Genomic DNA, 20,438 nt, shown 5'->3' with positions numbered 1-20,438 from the left:
GGGGCGAGGCCCCGCCGTAGGACTTCTGCAAAAGCCCCTGCGCGCTGAGCTCGGCAATATCGCGGCGTACGGTTTCGGTGGTCACATCAAAGCTGGCCGCAAGGTCCGATACCCGCACATGCGGGGCAAGGCGCAGTTCCAGCAATATTTGCGCGTGGCGCTCTGCTTTGCGCAGGTTTCGGCGTTCCGTTCCGGTATCCATTCTGCGGTTCCTTTCGGCGGTCGAGGCGATGCAACCGACCGTCATTATTTGGCACTTGCCAAATTATTAGGCGGAAAATGTTGCGAATCGAAAGCTTCAATGCTCGTATCGCGTAATTAATCGTGCAGTACACTCTGTGCGGGTATTCTCGGGGAGGAGAAACAAGATGATCAAACGCAGCTTTATCACGGCGGGCCTGATGGCCGCTTTTGCCATGACCGGCACCACCGCATTGGCCGAAGAATGCGCCGAGCGCGGCGCGCTGGACGCCATGTTCTGTGACGCCAACGGCGATCTGGTGGCCGACGCGCCCACGGACGAAAGCATGCTCAAAGACCCGTCGACGCTGGTCTTTGCCTATACACCGGTCGAAGATCCCGCGATCTACGAAGACATCTGGACGCCCTTCATCGACCACCTGTCCGAGGTGACCGGCAAGAAGGTGCAGTTCTTTGCTGTGCAATCCAACTCTGCCGAGGTAGAGGCGATGCGCTCGGGCCGCCTGCATATCGCGGGCTTCTCGACCGGACCCACACCCTTTGCTGTGAACCTTGCGGGCGTTGAACCCTTCGCGATCATGGGTTCCGAAGACGGGCAGTTTGGCTACAAGCTGCAGGTCTACACCCAAGCCGACAGCGATATCAAAGAAATGGCCGACCTTGCTGGCAAACGCGTCGCGCATACATCGCCCACGTCGAACTCCGGCAATCAGGCACCGCGCGCGCTGTTCCCTGATCTGGGCGTCGTGCCGGATCAGGACTACGAGGTGACGTACTCGGGCAGCCACGATCAATCCATGCTGGGTGTGGTCGCGGGTGACTATGATGCGGCACCGGTAGCGTCCGAAGTGGTGGACCGCATGGCGGAACGCGGGCTTTATGACCCTGCCGAGGTGCGTATTGTCTGGGAAAGCGATCCGTTCCCCACGACATCCTACGGCGTGGCCCACGACCTGACGCCCGAGCTGAAGGACAAGATCAAGGAAGCCTTCTTTAGCTACGATTTCACCGGCACCGCATTGGGCGAAGAGTTTTCGGGCGTGAGCAAATTCGTCCCGATCACCTATAAAGACCAATGGGCCGTCATTCGCCAGATCCAGTCCGCCAACGGTGTTGAGTACACGCCACAAGGCCTTGCTGCTGAATGATTTTCCCGTCGAGGCCGGTCCCAATGGGCCGGCCTCACGCATAAGGTATCCTACATGTTGAAAATTACTGACCTCGTCAAACGCTACGGCTCTGGCGATCCGGTCCTCAAGAATCTTGACCTCACCATCGAGGGCGAAAGCGTCGTGTCGATCATCGGGTCTTCTGGTGCGGGCAAAAGCACGTTGCTGCGTTGCATCAACCGTTTGGTTGAACCCACCTCCGGCACGATCGAGCTGAACGGCACCGACCTGACCCGCCTGCGGGGCAAGAACCTGCGTGCCGCTCGGCGCAAGATCGGGATGGTGTTTCAGGGGTTCAACCTCGTGGATCGTCTCACCGTGATGGAGAACGTCCAGTCGGGCCGTCTGGGGTATATTTCAACATGGTCCGCCATCACGCGGCGCTATCCCAAGCAAGACATCCGCCGCGCTTACGAGTTGATGGAACGGGTCGGCATCGCCCATTACGCCGACACCCGCGCCGATCAGCTGTCGGGCGGTGAACGTCAGCGTGTCGGCGTGGTCCGCGCCCTGATGCAGGAGCCCGATATCCTGCTGGCGGACGAGCCTACCGCATCGCTTGACCCCAAGACATCGGAACAGATCATGGGCCTGCTGCGCGACCTGTCGCGCGAGCTCAAGCTGCCGGTGCTGATCAACATCCACAATGTGAACGAGGCCAAGGAATACACCGACCGCATCGTCGGCATGCGCTATGGCCGGATCATCTTTGACGACAAGCCCGACATGCTGGACCCCGCCGCGATGGAGGCGATCTATGCGGGCAGCCCCCATGCCGACCGCAGCGGCGGTCCGGATGACAAGGCAGCCGCATCATGACCGCGCCGCGCGACACTTGGGTCAAGCCACCCTTCATCGCCAATCCGGCGCTCCGCTGGGCCGTGTATCTGGGGGCCATCGGCTATTTCGGCTGGGTCGGGCTGACCATGCCCATCGACTGGGACCGCGTCGCCGAAGGTATCGGCCGCGCCGGCAAGATCTTTGGCGGGGCCTTTCCCCCGAGCTTTGAACGCAGCGGTCTGCTGATCGACGGGTTTCTCGAAAGCCTCAAGATCGCGGTGCTGGCCACGGCGCTTGGCGTGCTGCTGTCGATCCCCATCGCCTTTATGTCCGCGCGCAATGTGGCCCCCAAGCCGGTGTTCTATCTGGGCCGCGCCCTTATCATCATCGCACGCAGCTTCCATCCGGTCATTGTCGCGATCCTTTTCGTCAAGGCCGTCGGCTTCGGGCCGTTCGCCGGAGTGCTGACCCTGACCGTCTATTCCATCGGCTTTGTCGCCAAGATGCTGGCCGAGCGGATCGAGGAGATCGACTTTGGTCAGGTCGAGGCCATGCGCGCCGCCGGTGCGCCGTATTTCTCGACGCTGTCCTATGCGATCTTCCCGCAGATCATGCCGCGCCAGATCGGGCTGACCATCTACCAGCTTGATTCCAACCTGCGGGCCTCTGCCGTGGTGGGGATCGTGGGGGCAGGGGGCATCGGTGCGACGCTCGCCAATGCCTTCGGCCGGTATGACTATGATTTTGCCCTTGCCATCACCATCGTCATCGTCGGGGTGATCCTGTTCTCCGAGGCCGTCAGCGGCGTCATCCGAAAGCGTATCCAATGACCTCACTTTCTACGCAATTCGGGCGCGACGAGTGGTCCCGCTTTACGTTCAAGCAACGTATGACGCGCTATGCGATCTTTCTGGGCTGTGCGCTGGCCATCGCTTGGGCGCTCACCTCGATAGAGGTGATCTGGCCGTGGGTCTGGGGTGCCCCTGAACAGATCGCCGATCTGTTTGGCCGGATGTATCCGCCGGACCCCAGTAATCTGGAAACCATCCTCAAGGTGCTGTGGGACACGGTGAACATCGCGACATTCGCCACCACCTTTGCGGTGCTGCTGTCGCTGCCGGTCGCCTATATCTCGGCGCAGAACACCACACCCAACCGAGTGACCCTATGGCTCGGGCGGCTGATCCTTGTGACCTCGCGGTCGGTGAACACGATCATCTGGGCGCTGCTGTTTGTGGCGATCTTCGGGCCCGGTGTTGTGGCCGGCATCGTGGCGATCATGTTCCGCTCTATCGGGTTCATCGGCAAACTGCTGGGCGAGGCAATCGAGGAGATCGACACACGCCCCGTCGAAGCGCTTGAGGCGACGGGCGCGTCGCGCTTCAAGGTGATCTTCTATGCGATCGTGCCGCAGGTCATGCCGACCTTCTGGGCGGTGGCCATTCTGCGGTGGGATATCAACCTGCGCGAATCCACCGTGCTGGGTCTGGTGGGCGCAGGCGGCATCGGGATCATCCTGCAAGGCGCCATCGATACGTTCAACTGGCCCGAGGTCGCGACCATCCTGCTGGCGATCATCGCGCTGGTGGTGGTGGGGGAAGTCATCTCTGCCTATCTGCGCCGCCGTATCCTGTGACCCAGAATATCGGCGTCGACCCGCAAAGCGCCTTCGCGCGCTATCTGCAAATTGCCGACCGTCTGCCGCGCACCGCGGCGGGCGGTCTGGCGGAAACGGGCGTGTTCACCGACCTTGCGGCGCGCTTCGATCTGATCCTGTTTGACGCCTATGGCGTGCTGAACGTCGGCGAAACCGCGATCCCCGGTGCGACCGATACCATCGCGGCGCTGCGCGCGGCGGGCAAGGCGGTTGGCGTGGTGTCAAACTCCGCCGCCTATCCCAAGGCGCATATGATGGCGCGCTACGCCCGTCTGGGGTTCGATTTTTCCGCCTCCGAGGTGACCACCAGCCGCGAGGCGCTGACCGCGCATATCGCGGGGCTGCCGCCGTGCCGATGGGGCGTGATGATCAACCCCGCCGTCGATCTGGGGGAACTGGCGACACTGAACACGACTGTGCTGGGGGATGACGCCGAAAGCTACGATGCGCAGGACGGGTTCTTGCTGGTGGGCGCAGACGGCTGGACCGACCGTCGGCAGACATTGCTGGAGGCGTCGCTGAAACGCGCGCCCCGTCCGGTGTTGGTGGGCAACCCCGATCTGGTGGCACCGCGTGAAACGGGCCTTTCGCGGGAACCGGGCTGGTTTGCGCACCGGCTGGCCGATCGCACAGGTGTGATGCCTGTGTTTCTGGGCAAGCCGTTCGGGCAGGTCTTTGACATCGCCCTCGGCCGGTTCAATCGCGCCCTGCGTCCCGAACGGGTGCTGATGGTCGGCGATACGCTGCATACCGATATTCTGGGCGGTGCGCAGGCGGGCTTTGCCACGGCGCTGGTCACGGGCTATGGCGCGCTCACGGGGCTGGATGTGACGGATGCCATCGCGCAGGCTGGTCTGTCGCCCGATTTCATCGTCCCCAACATCTGACGCCCGCGCCCCTGCGCATCGGCGGATCATGACCCCGCGCGCGATATCACGGTTTATTTTGTGGCCCCCACAGGCTACCACCGGACCCGAGGCTATCAGAACAAGGGCAAGAAAAATGCGCAAAGCAGTGACCGCCGCCATATCGGCAATCGTGATCGCGACCACCTTGGGGGCTACCCCCGCTACCGCAGGATCGCTGGGCCGTTTCGAGGTAACGGGCGTGGGGGAGGATGACATGCTCAAGATGCGGGCAGGGCCGGGGACGGGGTTCATCGTGCTGCTTGGCCTACCCAACGGCACCATATTGCAGGTGCATGACTGTCAGCAAACCGGCGGCACGCGCTGGTGCGAGGTCTCGCTTGATCAGGCCCGCCGCGTGCGCGGTCACGTGTCTTGGGCCTATCTGCGCAAACTTCGGTAACGCGGGCGGCGCAGGGGCGCCTTTGCGGTTTGTCGCTGGCGCGTCGATTTCTGAATAGTTGATTGTTAAAGTCAGGATTGCGCCTTGTCGTGATCTTTGCTAGGCACGGCGCAATCGCGCTGTGCCAAAAGGGCTGTTTTCCCGCTGCGCCGCGCCCGAGCCAAAGGTGCCCATAGCGCCTTAGCCAAAAATCTTATCGTCATTTCTCACGGTCAGGAGGTCCCATGTCCCGTTTCCGAACCGCTATTCTATCGCTGTCCCTTGTGATCGCAGCCCCGCTGGTCGCCGCGCAAGAGACCGATATCAAGGATCAAATCTCGGTCGAGCTGAACGCGGTAGAGACCACCGAAGATGCCTGCAAGCTGACCTTCATGATCACCAATGGCTTGGAGGCACTGGTCGACAAGATCATCTACGAGGCGGTGCTGTTTGACACCGACGGGCAGGTGGACCGGCTGACGCTGTTTGATTTCGGCACCCTGCCACCGGCCCGCCCGCGCGTGCGCCAGTTCGTCGTGCCGCAAACCACCTGCGAAGGGCTGGGCCGCATCCTGTTCAACGGGGCCAACGCCTGCGAGACGGGCGGTAGTGCCAGCGGCGTCTGTGACACCGGCCTGCTGCCTACATCACGCACGTCAATCGAGGTTCTGGGCTGATGGATATGTTCTCTGCACTGATCGCGTCGTTCCGCCAGATCGCCGAGACCGGCGGGCCGGTTGTTGTTGTCCTGATGGGCGTCGCCGTGCTGACGCTGACGGTGGCGATCTATAAGGTCTGGCAGTTCTGGCGCTCTGCCGTGGGGCGGCACAAGGCGCTGACCGAAGCGGTAGAGGCATGGGACCGTGGCGACAAGCCCGCCGCCCGCGAGGCTTTGGGCCGATCGAAAAGCTACCTCGCCCCCGTGATCAAGATGGCGATGGTGTCGAACGGCAAGGGCAGCGGCGCAGGCGTAGAGCGTTTGCAAGCCGAGGCAGAGACGCGTTTTGCCAAGCTCGAAACCGGTTTCCGCCTGCTCGATTCCGTGGCGCAGCTGGCCCCCTTGTTGGGCTTGTTCGGTACGGTTCTGGGCATGATCGAGGCGTTCCGGTCGCTGCAAGCCGCCGGATCGCAGGTCGATCCGTCGATCCTTGCGGGCGGTATCTGGGTGGCGCTGCTGACCACGGCTGTCGGTCTGGTGGTGGCGATGCCCACGGCCCTGATCCTCAGCTGGTTGGAACAGCGGATGGAGGCAGAGCGGGTGATCGCGGATAATGCGATCCTCACGGTGCTGAACCCGTCCAACGACGTGCCAGCCCCTGCCGCCGCGACGCCAGCGCCGACGCCTGAAATGGTCGCCGCACATGGCTAGGCCGCGCACGCGCAGACGGCGGCTGTCGATGACCTCTCTGATTGATGTCATCTTTCTGCTGCTGCTGTTCTTTATGCTGACCTCGACCTTCTCGAAGTTCTCCGAGGTGCCGCTGGCCGCTGCCGGTTCGGGCGCGGTCGCGCAGGCCAGCGATGCCAAGCCGGTGTTCTTGCAGCTTGGCCCCGATACCCTGCGCCTGAATGGCGACGAAATCGCATTGGACGCGCTGGCCGGATCATCCTTGGCCGAGGCCGAGAAGGGCACCGTGCTGCTGGTCTCGCTCGGGGCGGATGTGGACGCGCAGCGGTTGACGGATGTGCTGGTCAAACTGCGCGAGATGCCTGCCTTGCAGGTGTCGGTCTTGGGGGGCTGACAGATGCGCCGATTTGCCAAATCCAAACCGCAGCGTGAACCGACCATCGCGTTGATCAATATCGTCTTTCTGATGCTCGTCTTCTTCATGGTCGCGGGCACGCTGGCGCAGCCGCTGGACCCCGATCTGAAACTGGTCGAGACCCGCGCGCTTGAGGGTCAGGCCCCGCCGGACGCCTTGGTGATCTACCCCGACGGGCGCTTGACCTATCAAGGCGCGGAGCAGGTGGATGCCGCGTCCTATGTCGCCAGCCTGTCTGACGAGGACCGCGAGATCATACGCCTTGTGCCGGATCGCGCCTTGCCCGCCAAAACGCTGGTCACGCTGACCCGCGACTTGCGCGCGGCGGGGGCGCAAAAGGTGATGCTCGTCACGCAAAGGGCACTGCAATGATTTCGCATTCTCCTACAGCCAAAGGGGTCTCTTTCGCCTTGGCGGTCGGGATCGTCGCGGGGGCGGTCACCATCGGGCTGCCGCAAGATGAGATCGCGATCGAAGGAGGCGGTGCGCCGGTCGAGGCGATGATGGGCAGCAGTTTCGAGGATATGGCCGTGGGCACGCTCACGCCGGAACCGGCAGAACCAGCAGAGACGCCCGTGGCCGAGGCACCTACCGCCGCAGAACCCCTGCGCCCCACCACAGCAGAGCAAACCCCGCCGGAGCAGGCCGAGCCGGTCACCCCGCCGGAGCAGGCGCAGCCCGTGACCCCGCCCGATGTGGCAGCGGTGACGCCTTCGGCCCCCGCAGCACCCGCCGCTTTGGCACCCACACCGCTGGCCGTGCCCCCCTCCGAGAGCGCGCAAGTCGCGCCACCACCCGAAACCCTGCGGGCGCAAGACCCCGACAGCGACGCCCCCGTCCTGTCGCGCCGCCCCATGCGCAAGAACCCTGAAACCGCTGCCAAGATCGCTGAGGCCCGCGCCAAGCAAGAGCAGGCAGAGCGTGAACGCCGTCAGGCAGAGCAGCAAGCCGCAAAGAGGAAAGCAACGCAGCAAGCCGCCGCACGTGGCAATGCGCAGCGCAATGCGACCAAAGGGTCTTCGTCGGGCCAAAGCACATCGGCCAAATCCACGAGCACCGGCAAACGCCAAGCCGCCGCATCGGCGCAAGGCAATGCCGCCGCCAGCAACTACCCCGGTCAGGTCATGCGCCGCATCTCGCGTGCGGGCAAGCCGCGGGTCCGCACCACGGGTACCGCGACGATCTCTTTTGCCATCTCCAGCAATGGCGGGTTGGCTTCTGTGTCAGTCGCACGGGGGTCCGGCTCTGCCGCGCTGGACCGGGCGGCGGTATCGGTGATCCGCAAGGCCGCCCCTTTCCCGCGTCCCCCCGCTGGCGCGCGGCGGCAGTATTCCATCAAGATCAAAGGGCAATAGGCGGGGCGTTCAGCCCCCTGCGCTTTGCTTGAAGTGCAGCCGTCGCGGCGGCATCAGCCCTTATATACTGGCCATTTCCGCCGGATTGGTGCCCTGCAAGCTGTTGTTTCCCATGGTAAAAAAGACCGGTAATTTTTCTTGGTTACCACCAGTATAACGTAAACACGCCTCAAATCTGCCGTTTTCTCCGCCGATTAACTGTCCGGTAATCAACAGGTAGAGTGCGCCGACATGTTCAAAGTAGCCCATACGATCCATCATGATCACGACCTTGGTCTCGTGCTTCTGGCCGGGCTGCTTTGCGCCTTTGGCTGCTGGGTGGTGTCGCGTTTGTATCAGCACGCCTTGGGGCGACCGCGCAGGCAGGCGCTGATCTGGTACTTCCTCACGGCGATCACGGCGGGCGTTGCGGTCTGGTGTACGCATTTTATCGCAATCCTGGCGTATCAGCCTTCGGCACCGGTAACCTTTAACCTGCAACTGACCTTTGTCTCGCTGTTGATCGCGATTGCAGGGTCGACCGTGGGCATCATGGTGGCGGGCATGTTCCGGTCGCTCGCGAGCACGATCATCGGCGGCACGATCTTTGGCGTTGCGGTATCGGCGATGCACTACACCGGCATGGTGGCCTACCGCGTCGAAGGTGTGGTGACCTGGGACCGTGGCTACCTCATCGGGTCTGTTATTCTGGCGGTGGTCCTGTCGACTGCCGCGCTGTATCTGGGCAGCCGCAGCGCACGGTGGAGCGGGCTGCAAATGACCGGCGTCCTGACGCTGGCCATCATCGGGCTGCATTTCACCGGCATGGCCGCGTTCAGCGTGGACTGCATCGGGCTGAAACCCGGCTATACCAACCCCGAAGAATACAAGCTGCTGGCACTGGTGATCGCAGGCACGGCGACGACGATCACCCTTGGCGGTCTGTTCACCTATTTCATCGAAAACCGGACCCGCATGGAAAGCATCGAGGAGTTGCGCAAGGCCCGCGACGCTGCCGAAGGGGCGAGCCGCGCGAAATCCGAATTCATGAGCGTTCTCAGCCACGAATTGCGCACGCCGCTGACCATCGTGATCGGCTATGCGGGCTTCCTGACCAAGCTCAAGACCACGACCACGGCCAAACTGTCGCCGGGTGAGCCGATCACCGAAAAACACTATAATATCATCGGGGATCAGGCAGAGCTTTACGGCCAGCGCGTCAAATTCGCGGGCAACCACCTGCTGACGATCATCAACGATATTCTCGACTATACCAGCATCGAGCTGAACGACATCAAACTGGCCAAGACGACATTCCCCACACGGGCGCTGCTGGCGCAGGTCGAGGACCAGTTTCAGGGCATGGCGCAGGGCAAGGATGTGACCCTGCATATCCCCGACGGCAGCCTTGACGTGATCGCCGACCGTGGCCGCTGCTTGCAGATCCTGATCAATCTGGTGGGCAATGCGCTCAAGTTTTCCAAAGGCAAGGATATCTTCCTGCGGGCCGAAGTGGACGGTGGCGGCTTCCGCTTCGAGGTCGAAGACAATGGTGTCGGGATGGAGCAGAAAGATCTGGAATCGATCTTCCAGGCATTCACCCAGATCGAAAGCGCCGACAACCGGTCAGAAGGCGGTACAGGGCTCGGGCTGGCGATCTGCAAGAAGCTGGCGCTGGCGCATGGGGGCGATATCTCGGTCTCCAGCACGGTGGGCAAGGGCACCAAATTCTCGGTCTTCTTCCCGCATAGTCTGGTGAGCACCGGCCGCCCGTCGCAGTCTTTCGCGGCAGCCGCCTGACCGAATAGGGCCACCCCCGAAACAGCAAGGGCCGCAGCGTGATGCTGCGGCCCTTGCTGTGTGTGCAGATCCGCGCCTAGCGTTTCAGCAACGGGGCCACGCCAGAGGACAACATGAAAAGCACCGCCGCCACGCTGACGATGCTGGGCCCCGTCGGCGTGTCGAGCGTGAAGGACGCGGCCAGACCGCCCAAGGCGGCGATCATCCCGATGATACAGGCCGCCATGGCCATGACTTCGGGCGTGCGGGCAAAGGGGCGGGCGGCGGCGGCGGGGATGATCAGCATCGCCGCGATCAGCAGCGCGCCGACCACCTTGATCGCGACCGCGACCGTCACTGCCAGCGCCAGCGTCAAAATCAGCTGTTCACGGCGCGGATTGACCCCGCTGGCCGTCGCCAGATCGGGGTTCAGCGTGGACGACAGCAATGCCTGCCAGCGCCAGACCAGCAGCGCGATCGACAGCACGGCGCCGCTCCAGATGATCGCAAGGTCGGTCTTGGTCACGGCCAGGATCTCTCCGAACAGATAGGCGCTGAGGTCGACGCGCTGGTTCGGCAGCAGCGACACCGCGACAAGGCCGATGGCCAAGGCCCCGTGAGCCAGCACCCCCAGCAGCGTATCCGTGCCCAGGCTGCGCCCGTTCAGCGCCGTTACAATCAGCGCCATCGACAGGGCCACCAGCAGCACCCCCGCGAAAATCGGCAGTTCGAACGCCAAGGCCAGCGCGACCCCAAGCAAAGCCGCGTGCGAGGTCGCATCACCGAAATAGGCCATGCGCCGCCAGACGACAAAACAGCCCAAAGGCGCGGCCGCAAAGGCCACACCGATACCGGCAAGCCCGGCACGTATCAAAAAGTCATCAAGCATCTTGGTCCCCATGGGCGTGGTTGCAGCCGGCACCATGGGTATGGCCCTGCGCATGGTCGTGGGTGTGGCTATGATCATGTGCATGATCATGCGAATGCGAATGTTCGTGCCGGTAAAGCGCCAGCGCCCCTTGGGTGCCGGTGCCGAACAACGCGCGGTATTCCGGCGCATCGGCGACGATCTCGGGGGTGCCTTCACAACAGACATGACCGTTCAGGCACAGCACCCGGTCCGAAGCCGCCATCACCACATGCAGATCATGGCTGACCATCAAGACGGCGCAGCCCATGTCGCGGCGCACCTCTTCGATCTGACGGTAAAACGCGGCAGAGCCGGGTTGATCCAGCCCCTGCGTCGCCTCGTCGAGGATCAGGATATGGGGTTTGTTCAGCAGGGCGCGTGCCAGCAATACGCGCTGGAACTGGCCGCCCGACAGGTCGGTCATCTGCTTTTTCGCCAGATCCGTGACCCCCGCCTGCAGCAGCGCCTGCGCGATGGTCTCGCGGGGCTGGCGGCGGGGCAGGTTCAAGAAGCCATGCACCGTCAACGGCAGCGTCGCGTCGATTTGCAGCTTCTGCGGGACATAGCCGATGCGCAGATCCGCGGCACGGGTGATCGTGCCCGACGCGGGTTTCAGCGCGCCGATCAACGCCCGCAGCAAGCTCGACTTGCCCGACCCGTTGGGGCCGACGATGGTCACGATCTCGCCGCGCTCTACGGCGATATCAACGTCGCGCAGCACCGTTTGCCCGCCAATGCGCAGGGTCAGGTTCCGGGTGGCGATCAGGCTCATGCGGTGGCTCCGTCCTGACAGGAGGGGCAGAGGCCCTGCGCCTCGATCACCGTGCGTTCAATCTGGAACCCCGCCGCGCGGGCCGCATCGCCCAAACGCCCTTGGGTCAGCGTCGTGTCGCTTTCGGCAACCGATTGGCAACTGCGGCAGATCAGGAAGGCCGGCGTGTGATCGGCACCCACGTGGCTGCAGGCGATATAGGCGTTCAACGCCTCGATCCGGTGAGCAAGCCCGGCCTTCACCAGAAAGTCCAGCGCGCGATAGGCCACGGGCGGCTGCGCCCCAAGCCCTTCGGCAGAGAGATGCCCCAGAATATCATAGGCCCCCAAGGCGCGGTGTTCGGCCAGCAGCAGTTCCAGCACGCGGCGACGTATCGGTGTCAGCCGAAGGTCCGAGGCCGCGCAACGCGCCTCTGCGGCGGCCATCGCGTCGTCGACGCAGGCCCCGTGATCATGCGTTTCAAATCCAATGGTCGACATATTTCGCCTCCGTAGCAGGGTTCGGTGTTGATATGTTATAACGTGTAATCTATCAAGGTTATAGTATAACATTAATAGGAGCCCGCCAATGCGCCGCCTGCTTTGCACAACCCTTCTTTTCTCTGCCGGTCTGGCCCATGCAGAGGTGCCCCGTGTCGCCACCGATATCGCGCCGGTACATTCGTTGGTTTCTATGGTCATGCAGGGTGCAGGCAGCCCCGATCTGATCATCCCGCCCGGCGCGTCGCCCCACAGCTATGCCATGCGCCCCAGCGAGGCGCGCGCGGTGGCCAAGGCCGATCTGGTGGTCTGGGTCGGTCCGTCACTGGCTCCGTGGCTCGAAGAGCCGATGAGCAGTCTGGCGCAGGGGGCCGAACGTCTGACCTTGCAACAGGTAGAGGGTATCCGCCTGCTGACCAACCGCAGCGGCGTTGCGTTCGAAGCCCATGATCACGGAGATCATGAAGGTCACGAGGATCACGACGGTCATGATGATCACGCGGAGCACGATGATCACGAAGGGCACGATCATGCCGACCATGCCGATCATGACGACCACGACCATGACGCACATGAAGAGGCAGACGCTCACGCCGGACACAATCATGCACCCGGCGCTCTGGACCCGCATATCTGGCTAGATCCGCAGAACGCAGTCGTCTGGCTGGATGCCATCGCTGCAAGCTTGTCCGCGCAAGACCCTGAAAACGCAGCGCTTTACGCAGATAACGCTGCGCAGGCCCAAGCGCAGCTGGTAGATCTTCAAGCCGATATTCAGGCCGAGCTGACGCCGCTTCGGGGGCAGAAGTTTGTCGTCTTCCACGACGCCTATCACTATTTCGAAGCTCGCTTTGACGTCGAGGCAAGCGCTGCGATCTCTCTTAGCGATGGGGCCGCCCCCAGTGCCGCGCGTCTGGCCGAGGTGCGCGATGTGGTAAAGGACACGCAGGCCGCTTGCGTCTTTACGGAGCCTCAGTTCAACGCCGGTCTGGTCGACGCACTCCAAGACGGCACGGCGCTGAAATCCGCCTCGCTTGATCCGATTGGTGCCGCGCTTGAGCCGGGGGTGGACATGTACCCCGCATTGCTGCGCGATCTGGCCGCAGCCTTTAGCAGCTGTCTGGCAGAATAAGCCCTGCTTTGGGCGTCACAGCGACGCCCAAAGTTGAAACAGCAGCCCCGAGGCAAATGACCCAGTCAGTGCGATCCCGATATACAGCGCGAAGACAGGGCGTTTGACCAAAGCCCAGACGGCGATGGCCGCGGGCAGGGAGGTCACCCCGCCCGCGACCAGAAACGACAGACCCGCACCGGGGGCCATGCCCTGTCCGATCAGCCCGCCCACCAGCGGCAGCGCGGCATAGCCGTTCAGATAGGCCGGCACCCCCACCAAGGTCGCGATTCCGATCGGGACCAGACCGCTGCCGCCAAGGGCGCGGGTCACCGTCTCTGCGGGTATCCACGCCAGCATGAGGCTTTCCAGCAGGAAGGCCAGCGTTAGCCATTTGGTCAGGAAGGTCGTGGTCTTGGCGGCCTCGCGCAGGAATTTGGCGGATCGCGTCTTGTCGTGCCAGAAGGCCCAAACCACGGGGTGCGATGTGCGGACCTTCGACGCGCCACAGCCGCCATTGCCCACGCCGTCGCGCAGCGGGTCGGCCAGCGCACCGGCGCGGGACAGCAGATGCACGATGATCCCGCCAAACACCCCGAGCCCGACGGCCGCGATGGTCTTGGCCACCGCGAACTCCACCCCCAGAACGCCGGTGGTCAGCACGAACATCGACGGGTCCATGACGGGCGACGCCAGCCAGAAGGCCATGACGGCAGACAGGGGCACCCCCATCGCCAGCAGCGCCGCGATCAAGGGGATCACTCCGCATGAGCAGAAGGGCGAGACCCCGCCGGCCAGTGCTGCAATGGCGATCATCACGGCGGGTGATCCGGTAAAGGCACGTGCGATCAGCCCGTCGGCCCCCGTGGCACCGGCGTAGGCGGCAACCGCGATGGACAGGATCAGAAACGGCGCGACATCCAGCAGGTTGGTCGCGGTAAATTGCACGCTGGTCACGGCAAGCGGCGCATCGAGGGCTGCGACAGCGGTTAACACCGCGATACAGACCAGCCACACGCGTTCTCGCGTCCAGATGTGATGGGCCAGCGACCTGAGCGGGTTGCGCGCGGGGTGGGGCAGGTCGGTCATGCGGCGGTCTCCTTCAAAAGTGAAACACCGGTGCAGCATTCCGAGGTGAGAAACGAAAGCGTCGCCCGCATCACGTCGAAATCGACGCGGTTGACGATGTTGCGCCCGTCGCGGCGCTGGATGATCAGCCCCGCATCGACCAACGCCCCAAGGTGATGGGCAAGGGTGGAGGGAGCCGCATTGAGATGGGCACCGATCTCTCCCACGGTCAGCGCGTCATCACCGGCGCGGACAAGCAGGCGAAAGATCGCGAGGCGGGTATCATGGCCAAGGGCGGCGAGGGCGCGGGCAGTTGTTTGATGTTCTGTCATAGCGCCAAACAAAACTATAAAACTAGTTTTGTAAAGATGATTCGAATTTGCCGGTGCGACAAAGAAATTGCGCCCAAGGGGGGGAACCCTTGGGCGCAGAGATTTTGAAATGAATTTGGTTGGAATAGGGGCGGGGCGTCAGACGGCGATCTTGCCGCCGCCCTGTTTGGTGACCACAACCACCGCAGGGCGCGGGGGCATTTTGGGGTCAAAATCGGGCCAGCGGGTGGCGGGATCCTCGAAGGTGCTTTCACGCTCGAACCCGGGGATGTTCTTGGTCCCGTCCGTGCCGGGGTGCTGCACGGCGACAAACAGCGTCTCGCCGTCGTCGGTAAAGTAGGGGCCGCACATCTCTCCGCCGACGGGGCAGCGGAAGAACAGCTTGGACGTGCCGCGCGCCTCGCCTTCGGTTTCGACCGCATAGAGCCCGTCCGACTTGCCCGTCTTGGCCCAGTTGCTGCCCTGATCCGTGCTGACCCACAGGCGGCCATCGGCGTCGATGGCGCAGTTGTCGGGGCTGCCGAACCACCCGTTTTCAGAGGTTTCGGGGTTCCATTGTGCGCCCACGTCCGACACCGACGGATCGCCGCATTTTACCAGGATCGACCAGCGCCCCTGCGTCGCCGCGTGGTTGCCGCCGTCTTCCTTGATCTCGATGATGTGGCCAAAGCTGCTGTCGGCACGCGGGTTGGCGGCGTTCACCTCATCCTCTGTGCGTTTTGTGTTGTTTGTCAGCATGATATAGGCCGTGCCGTCACCACGGGGCTGCGCGTCTTCGGGGCGGTCCATCGGGGTCGCGCCCAGCAGATCGGCGGCGATCCGCGTGTCGATCATCACGTCGCCTTGGTCATTGAAGCCGTTTTCAGCCGTCAGCGGACCGGTGCCGTGGGTCAGGGGCAGCCAGGTCACCGTGCCGTCCTCGTCAAAGCGCGCGACATAAAGCGTGCCGTCGCTCAGCAGTTTGGCGTTGGCCGCCCGGTCGTCCGAGACTTTGCCCCCCGAGACGTATTTATACTGGTAATCAAAGCGGTTGTCGTCGCCCATATAGACCACCAGACGCCCGTCACTGCTGACCGTGGTTTCCGCACCTTCGTGGCGGAAGCGGCCCAAAGCGGTGTGTTTGACGGGGGTAGAGGTCGGGTCCATCGGGTCCACCTCGACCACCCAGCCGAATTTATTGGGGGCGAGAGGCTCTTTATCGATGTTGAAACGGTCGTATTGCGCGCCCCAGGCGTACCACATGCCCGGCACGCCATAGCGTTTGTAGGACGCGGCTTCGGGATGGTCATCGGCGATCACGGGTTTGCCGTCGGCGTCGAGCTGGTCGCTCCAGAAATAGCCGTGGAAGTTCTCCTCGGCCATGAGCCACGTCCCCCAAGGGGTCAGCCCGCCCGCGCAGTTGTTCAGCGTGCCGATCACATTCACCCCGTCGGGGTCGTCGTTGGTCTTCATCCGCGCATGGCCCGCGGCGGGGCCGTCGATGGTCATCGCGGTGTCCAGCGGGGTGATGCGGCGGTTCATCTTGCCGTCGCGCACCACCTGCCAGATCCCGGCGTCGTCCTTGGCGATCTCGACCACCGAACCACCGTGGGCGGCCATTTCAATGTCAATGAGCGCGGGCGTCATGCCGGAAAATTGCGCGCGGTCCTGACGGCCAAGCCCGGGGAACATCACCTCTTCGTTGGTGTATTCGTGGTTCACACAAAGCAACCCGCGGCTGCCATCGTCGTTCAGCGGGACAAAGCCCACGTAGTCATTGTTATAGCCGAACTGCTTGAGCTGCGCCGCCGCGGTCTGGTTCATCACGTCGAATTCGGGCGCGTCGGCGGTGATCGGATCGCCCCACCGCAGCAGCACATTGGCGTCATAGCCATCGGCCACATGATGGGTTTCGTCATTGCCCCATGCCAGTTCGTCAAAGACATAGCGGCTGTCAGCGGTGGCGGCACTTGCCTGACGCGGTGCGACCATCGCCGAGGTGCCGAACAATGCGGTTGTCGCCGTGACCCCCAGCATGCCGCGCAAGATGTCGCGGCGTCCGTAGCGCGCGTTGATCACATCGCCGATGGTGCGCTGCAGATTGGGGTTGGTGGGGATGTCGTCGAAGGCTTCAAAGGCTTCGGCCTTGTTGCCGATTTCGGGATCATCGAGGATTTGGCGACGTGTCATAGCTATTCCTTTATTGTGTCGGGCATTGCCTCTGGCATTGCGTTTGGCGAGGTGACTCGCGGTTGCGCCTTATGTCGTCGCGAAGTGCTACAAATCTGTTCCGCTTTCATGACAGTTCTGTGACAGGGCGCGCGGCGGCGGGCCGGGTTGCGCGCCACCTTAGCGCAGGAACGGGCAGGATGTGGGCGAAAAACGGCTGCCGGTATCCGCAGCACAGATCAGCGGGGCAGGGCGGTGGCGCAGGGCCAAATCCAAAGCCAAGGGGATGATCGGTCCTGCCCCCCTTGAACCCCCTAGGTGGCGCGATTAATCTTAAGCCAAGGTTTCGCGGGTATGGTCCGGCGAACGGCAATATCAGGCAGGCTTTATGAACGATCCACATGATACATATATGAACACGCTGGTCCCTATGGTGGTTGAACAAACCAGCCGGGGCGAACGTGCGTACGACATCTTCTCGCGTCTGCTGAAAGAGCGGATCATTTTCCTTAACGGGCCTGTGCATGACGGCATGTCATCGCTGATCGTGGCGCAGCTTCTGCACCTCGAGGCAGAGAACCCCTCTAAGGAAATTTCCATGTATATCAACAGCCCCGGCGGCGTTGTGACCTCTGGCCTGTCGATCTACGACACGATGCAGTACATCAAACCGAAGGTGTCCACGCTGGTCATCGGGCAGGCGGCATCCATGGGGTCGCTGTTGCTGCAAGCGGGCGAAAAAGGCATGCGATTCTCGCTGCCCAACAGCCGCGTTATGGTCCACCAGCCCTCCGGCGGGTATCAGGGTCAGGCGACGGACATCATGATTCACGCGCAGGAAACGCAAAAGCTGAAAACGCGCCTGAACGAGATCTATGTCAAACACACCGGCCAGCCGCTGGAAAAAGTCGAAGCAGCGCTTGAGCGTGACAACTTCATGTCGCCCGAAGAAGCCAAAGACTGGGGCCTGATCGACGAGATCGTCGAGAACCGCGGCAAGATGGATGATCCTGATGCGCCAAAAGATGGCGACAAAAAAGGCAAGTAAATAAGGCGTGCGTGGCCCGTTATTTTGCGATTGTGGACCACGCACCGCTGGCCTAAGCTGGCACCGAGCAAAAAAATATATAGATGGCTGCCGTATGGCGGACACGATCAAACGACAGACCTGAAAGGGTTGAAATGGCTAATACTTCGAGCGGCGACAGCAAGAACACACTTTATTGCAGCTTTTGTGGCAAAAGTCAGCATGAGGTGCGCAAGCTGATTGCAGGTCCGACTGTCTTCATTTGTGACGAATGTGTCGAACTTTGCATGGATATCATCCGCGAGGAAACCAAAGCCTCGGGGCTGAAAGCCACCGATGGTGTGCCGACCCCGAAAGACATCTGTGATGTTCTGGACGATTACGTGATCGGGCAGGCGATGGCCAAACGGGTGCTGTCGGTTGCCGTGCACAACCACTATAAACGTCTCAACCACGCCCAGAAGGGTGGGGACATCGAGCTGGCGAAATCCAACATCCTGCTGATCGGGCCCACGGGCTGCGGTAAGACGCTGCTGGCGCAAACGCTGGCGCGTATTCTGGATGTGCCCTTTACCATGGCCGATGCGACGACACTGACCGAAGCGGGCTATGTCGGGGAAGATGTTGAAAACATTATCCTCAAGCTGTTGCAGGCGTCCGAATACAATGTCGAGCGTGCACAGCGCGGCATCGTCTATATCGACGAAGTTGATAAAATCACGCGCAAATCCGAAAACCCCAGCATCACCCGTGATGTGAGCGGTGAAGGCGTGCAGCAAGCCTTGCTGAAACTGATGGAAGGCACCGTGGCCTCTGTCCCGCCGCAGGGCGGGCGCAAGCATCCGCAGCAGGAATTCCTGCAGGTGGATACCACGAACATCCTGTTCATCTGCGGCGGTGCTTTCGCCGGTCTGGACCGGATCATTGCCGCGCGCGGTAAAGGGTCGGCTATGGGCTTTGGTGCCGATGTGCGTGATCAGGATGCCCGCGGCATTGGCGAGATTTTCACCGACCTCGAACCGGAAGATCTGCTGAAATTTGGCCTGATCCCTGAATTCGTGGGCCGTCTGCCGGTTCTGGCGACGCTTGAGGATCTGGACGAGGACGCGCTGGTCACCATCCTGACCGAACCGAAAAACGCGTTGGTCAAACAGTACCAGCGCTTGTTCGAGATCGAGGATACACAGCTGACCTTTACCGATGACGCGCTGTTGGCGATCGCGAAACGCGCCATCGAACGCAAAACCGGTGCCCGTGGTCTGCGCTCTATCCTCGAAGACATCTTGCTGAACACGATGTTCGATCTGCCCGGCATGGACAGCGTCACCGAGGTGGTCGTGAACGAAGAGGCTGTGACCTCTGACGCGGCTCCGCTGATGATCCACGCCGACGCCGAGAAAGAGCCTGCAACCGCCGGCTAGGCATCGCATGCATGTTATCTGATCAAGGCGCGCCAGCGATGGTGCGCCTTTTTCGTATGTGGCAGGGGGCCGCCGCTTTGTCGCTTGACCTTCGCAGGGGCAGGCGCTTTGACGGGGGCAGGCATGACAGACAAGAGGCGCATCATGACAAGACGTATTTTTTCCGGTGGTGAATTCGAAGCCAAGATCGGCTACTGCCGCGCCGTTGTGGCGGGGGGCTTTGTCCATGTGGCGGGCACCGTGGGGCAGGGCGATACCGTGACCGACCAGTGCCGCGCCGCCCTTGCGACCATCGAAGGGGCCCTGCGCGAGGCAGGCTGCACTATGGCGGATGTGGTGCGCGTGAACTATTATCTGCCCGACCGCGCAGAGTTCGAACCCTGCTGGCCGATCCTGTCCGAGGTCTTTGGCGACGCGCCGCCCGCCGCGACAATGATCGAATGCGGGCTGATCGACGACAAATACCGCATCGAAATCGAAGTCATCGCCTGCCTACCCGGCTGAAAACCGCGGTTATGTGCCCCGAAGCCCGCTAGACCTTTGCGCGGCCTTGGTGCATATATCCATCAAAGCTTCAGGAGACCTCTATGGGCATTCTCAACTCTCTTTTGCGCGGCGTGACGTGGTGGAACGGCCAGACGCTGAACACGCAACTGTTCACGTGGCGCAAGGGCATCAAGGTCGGCGAAGACGCCGAAGGCAATGTGTACTACCGCAACGCGGACAGCAGCAAACGTTGGGTTATCTTCAACGGTGAGATCGAGGCGACGCGCGTCAACGCGGATTGGCACGGCTGGCTGCACCATTCGTGGGATGAAACCCCCGAGGCGCGTCCGCTGGCGCATAAGACCTGGGAAAAGCCCCACCAAGAGAACCTGACCGGCACCGCCCTGGCCTATGCGCCCGCAGGATCGATCCGCCGCGAGAAGCCTGCGGACCGCGGTGACTACGAGGCGTGGCAGCCCGAATAAACGCCACGCGCGCGCCTCGTGATCGGGCGCGCGCTATTGCGGCGGCCCGGCTGTGCTGGCGACGCCCTTTGACGTTCAAGGAACCCATGTGATGCGCAAGATATTGATGATGCTCGCCATAATGGCCGCACCGGTGCAGGCACAGCAGGTGGCCAGCGCTGAAGGCGGAGTTCTGCGCGCGCTCGACAAGGTATCGGGTGTGTCGCGTGACCTTGAAATGCGCCGCGGC

25 protein-coding genes are annotated in these 20,438 nt (G+C 62.4%); 17 read left to right on the top strand and 8 right to left on the bottom strand.

Translation table 11 applies throughout. From position 1 onward, the window contains the following. Positions 1-202, bottom strand: a 202-nt coding sequence (locus tag B3849_RS16840; protein WP_286780458.1) for a DeoR family transcriptional regulator, incomplete at its 3' end; no start/stop codon positions are given. Between the two features lie 166 nt (positions 203-368). Between B3849_RS16840 and phnD the strand changes: the two genes are divergently transcribed. The 11 genes from phnD to B3849_RS16785 all read left to right on the top strand — a co-directional run bounded on the left by phnD (position 369) and on the right by B3849_RS16785 (position 8,212). Beyond that, positions 369-1,349, top strand: a complete 981-nt coding sequence (gene phnD / locus B3849_RS16835; protein ID WP_005852758.1) for a phosphate/phosphite/phosphonate ABC transporter substrate-binding protein — start codon at positions 369-371, stop codon at positions 1,347-1,349. A 54-nt stretch (positions 1,350-1,403) separates the two neighbouring features. Further along, the gene (gene phnC, locus B3849_RS16830) at positions 1,404-2,189 is read left to right on the top strand and encodes a phosphonate ABC transporter ATP-binding protein (protein WP_005852760.1); all 786 of its coding nucleotides are present in this window, start codon (positions 1,404-1,406) and stop codon (positions 2,187-2,189) included. Next, a complete protein-coding gene (phnE, locus tag B3849_RS16825) occupies positions 2,186-2,980 on the top strand; it encodes a phosphonate ABC transporter, permease protein PhnE (RefSeq protein ID WP_286780457.1) in 795 nt (264 codons plus the stop codon). The genes phnC and phnE (B3849_RS16825) overlap by 4 nt, the downstream gene beginning before the upstream one ends. Continuing rightward, positions 2,977-3,786: a phosphonate ABC transporter, permease protein PhnE gene (phnE, locus tag B3849_RS16820; RefSeq protein WP_278424501.1), complete on the top strand. Its 810-nt coding sequence runs from the start codon at positions 2,977-2,979 to the stop codon at positions 3,784-3,786. Before phnE (B3849_RS16825) ends, phnE (B3849_RS16820) begins: the two co-directional genes overlap by 4 nt. Next, positions 3,783-4,694: an HAD-IIA family hydrolase gene (locus tag B3849_RS16815; protein WP_278375299.1), complete on the top strand. Its 912-nt coding sequence runs from the start codon at positions 3,783-3,785 to the stop codon at positions 4,692-4,694. The genes phnE (B3849_RS16820) and B3849_RS16815 overlap by 4 nt, the downstream gene beginning before the upstream one ends. A gap of 115 nt (positions 4,695-4,809) precedes the next feature. Continuing rightward, positions 4,810-5,115: an SH3 domain-containing protein gene (locus B3849_RS16810; RefSeq protein WP_037943968.1), complete on the top strand. Its 306-nt coding sequence runs from the start codon at positions 4,810-4,812 to the stop codon at positions 5,113-5,115. 224 nt (positions 5,116-5,339) lie between these two features. Next, positions 5,340-5,771, top strand: a complete 432-nt coding sequence (locus B3849_RS16805; protein WP_278424500.1) for a hypothetical protein — start codon at positions 5,340-5,342, stop codon at positions 5,769-5,771. Next, positions 5,771-6,463 (top strand): MotA/TolQ/ExbB proton channel family protein, encoded by a 693-nt coding sequence (locus B3849_RS16800; protein ID WP_278424499.1) that lies wholly within the window; start codon positions 5,771-5,773, stop codon positions 6,461-6,463. Before B3849_RS16805 ends, B3849_RS16800 begins: the two co-directional genes overlap by 1 nt. Positions 6,464-6,491: 28 nt before the next feature. After that, the gene (locus B3849_RS16795) at positions 6,492-6,836 is read left to right on the top strand and encodes an ExbD/TolR family protein (protein ID WP_009826705.1); all 345 of its coding nucleotides are present in this window, start codon (positions 6,492-6,494) and stop codon (positions 6,834-6,836) included. Between the two features lie 3 nt (positions 6,837-6,839). Next, positions 6,840-7,229: an ExbD/TolR family protein gene (locus tag B3849_RS16790; protein WP_037962773.1), complete on the top strand. Its 390-nt coding sequence runs from the start codon at positions 6,840-6,842 to the stop codon at positions 7,227-7,229. After that, entirely contained in the window at positions 7,226-8,212 is a 987-nt protein-coding gene (locus B3849_RS16785; protein WP_278424497.1) for a cell envelope integrity protein TolA, read from the top strand. Before B3849_RS16790 ends, B3849_RS16785 begins: the two co-directional genes overlap by 4 nt. Before the next feature lie 60 nt (positions 8,213-8,272). Here the strand turns inward: B3849_RS16785 and B3849_RS16780 are convergent, their stop codons facing one another. Beyond that, positions 8,273-8,461 (bottom strand): hypothetical protein, encoded by a 189-nt coding sequence (locus B3849_RS16780; RefSeq protein WP_278424495.1) that lies wholly within the window; start codon positions 8,459-8,461, stop codon positions 8,273-8,275. Here B3849_RS16780 and B3849_RS16775 point away from each other — a divergent pair. Next, positions 8,444-9,991: an MHYT domain-containing protein gene (locus B3849_RS16775; RefSeq protein ID WP_009826708.1), complete on the top strand. Its 1,548-nt coding sequence runs from the start codon at positions 8,444-8,446 to the stop codon at positions 9,989-9,991. The two genes, B3849_RS16780 and B3849_RS16775, sit on opposite strands and share 18 nt — an antisense overlap. Positions 9,992-10,067: 76 nt before the next feature. Here the strand turns inward: B3849_RS16775 and B3849_RS16770 are convergent, their stop codons facing one another. From B3849_RS16770 to B3849_RS16760, 3 genes are read right to left on the bottom strand one after another with little or no spacing between them, the layout of a single operon-like run. Continuing rightward, on the bottom strand, positions 10,068-10,859 hold the full coding sequence (locus tag B3849_RS16770; RefSeq protein ID WP_180827530.1) for an iron chelate uptake ABC transporter family permease subunit: 792 nt from the start codon (positions 10,857-10,859) through the stop codon (positions 10,068-10,070). Beyond that, positions 10,852-11,652, bottom strand: a complete 801-nt coding sequence (locus B3849_RS16765; RefSeq protein WP_286780456.1) for a metal ABC transporter ATP-binding protein — start codon at positions 11,650-11,652, stop codon at positions 10,852-10,854. Before B3849_RS16765 ends, B3849_RS16770 begins: the two co-directional genes overlap by 8 nt. Beyond that, entirely contained in the window at positions 11,649-12,131 is a 483-nt protein-coding gene (locus B3849_RS16760; protein ID WP_005852777.1) for a Fur family transcriptional regulator, read from the bottom strand. The genes B3849_RS16765 and B3849_RS16760 overlap by 4 nt, the downstream gene beginning before the upstream one ends. A gap of 88 nt (positions 12,132-12,219) precedes the next feature. Between B3849_RS16760 and B3849_RS16755 the strand changes: the two genes are divergently transcribed. Further along, the gene (locus B3849_RS16755; protein WP_278424493.1) at positions 12,220-13,263 is read left to right on the top strand and encodes a zinc ABC transporter substrate-binding protein; all 1,044 of its coding nucleotides are present in this window, start codon (positions 12,220-12,222) and stop codon (positions 13,261-13,263) included. 15 nt (positions 13,264-13,278) lie between these two features. Here the strand turns inward: B3849_RS16755 and B3849_RS16750 are convergent, their stop codons facing one another. From B3849_RS16750 to B3849_RS16740, 3 genes are all read right to left on the bottom strand, one after another. Beyond that, complete coding sequence (locus B3849_RS16750; RefSeq protein WP_278424491.1) at positions 13,279-14,331, bottom strand: permease; 1,053 nt, start codon at positions 14,329-14,331, stop codon at positions 13,279-13,281. Continuing rightward, positions 14,328-14,642 carry an ArsR/SmtB family transcription factor gene (locus B3849_RS16745; protein WP_037944992.1) on the bottom strand — a complete coding sequence of 105 codons (315 nt, stop codon included), beginning with the start codon at positions 14,640-14,642 and terminating at the stop codon, positions 14,328-14,330. The genes B3849_RS16750 and B3849_RS16745 overlap by 4 nt, the downstream gene beginning before the upstream one ends. A gap of 138 nt (positions 14,643-14,780) precedes the next feature. Then, positions 14,781-16,811, bottom strand: coding sequence for a PhoX family protein (locus B3849_RS16740; protein WP_286780455.1), 2,031 nt, complete (start codon positions 16,809-16,811; stop codon positions 14,781-14,783). A gap of 367 nt (positions 16,812-17,178) precedes the next feature. Here B3849_RS16740 and B3849_RS16735 point away from each other — a divergent pair, with 367 nt between their 5' ends. The 4 genes from B3849_RS16735 (at position 17,179) to B3849_RS16720 (ending at position 20,209) form a co-directional block, all read left to right on the top strand. After that, positions 17,179-17,838, top strand: a complete 660-nt coding sequence (locus B3849_RS16735) for an ATP-dependent Clp protease proteolytic subunit (protein WP_009826714.1) — start codon at positions 17,179-17,181, stop codon at positions 17,836-17,838. 134 nt (positions 17,839-17,972) lie between these two features. After that, positions 17,973-19,238, top strand: coding sequence for an ATP-dependent Clp protease ATP-binding subunit ClpX (gene clpX, locus B3849_RS16730; RefSeq protein ID WP_005852783.1), 1,266 nt, complete (start codon positions 17,973-17,975; stop codon positions 19,236-19,238). Positions 19,239-19,382: 144 nt separating this feature from the next. Beyond that, positions 19,383-19,742 carry a RidA family protein gene (locus B3849_RS16725; RefSeq protein WP_278424486.1) on the top strand — a complete coding sequence of 120 codons (360 nt, stop codon included), beginning with the start codon at positions 19,383-19,385 and terminating at the stop codon, positions 19,740-19,742. An 83-nt stretch (positions 19,743-19,825) separates the two neighbouring features. Continuing rightward, positions 19,826-20,209: an NADH:ubiquinone oxidoreductase subunit NDUFA12 gene (locus tag B3849_RS16720; protein ID WP_005852787.1), complete on the top strand. Its 384-nt coding sequence runs from the start codon at positions 19,826-19,828 to the stop codon at positions 20,207-20,209. Positions 20,210-20,438 lie beyond the last annotated feature (229 nt).

The organism is Sulfitobacter sp. UBA4523 (assembly GCF_002388305.1).
Taxonomy (GTDB): domain Bacteria; phylum Pseudomonadota; class Alphaproteobacteria; order Rhodobacterales; family Rhodobacteraceae; genus Sulfitobacter; species Sulfitobacter pontiacus.
The sequence above is the reverse complement of the archived record's forward strand: the minus strand, read 5'-3'. Positions and strand labels throughout refer to the sequence as shown.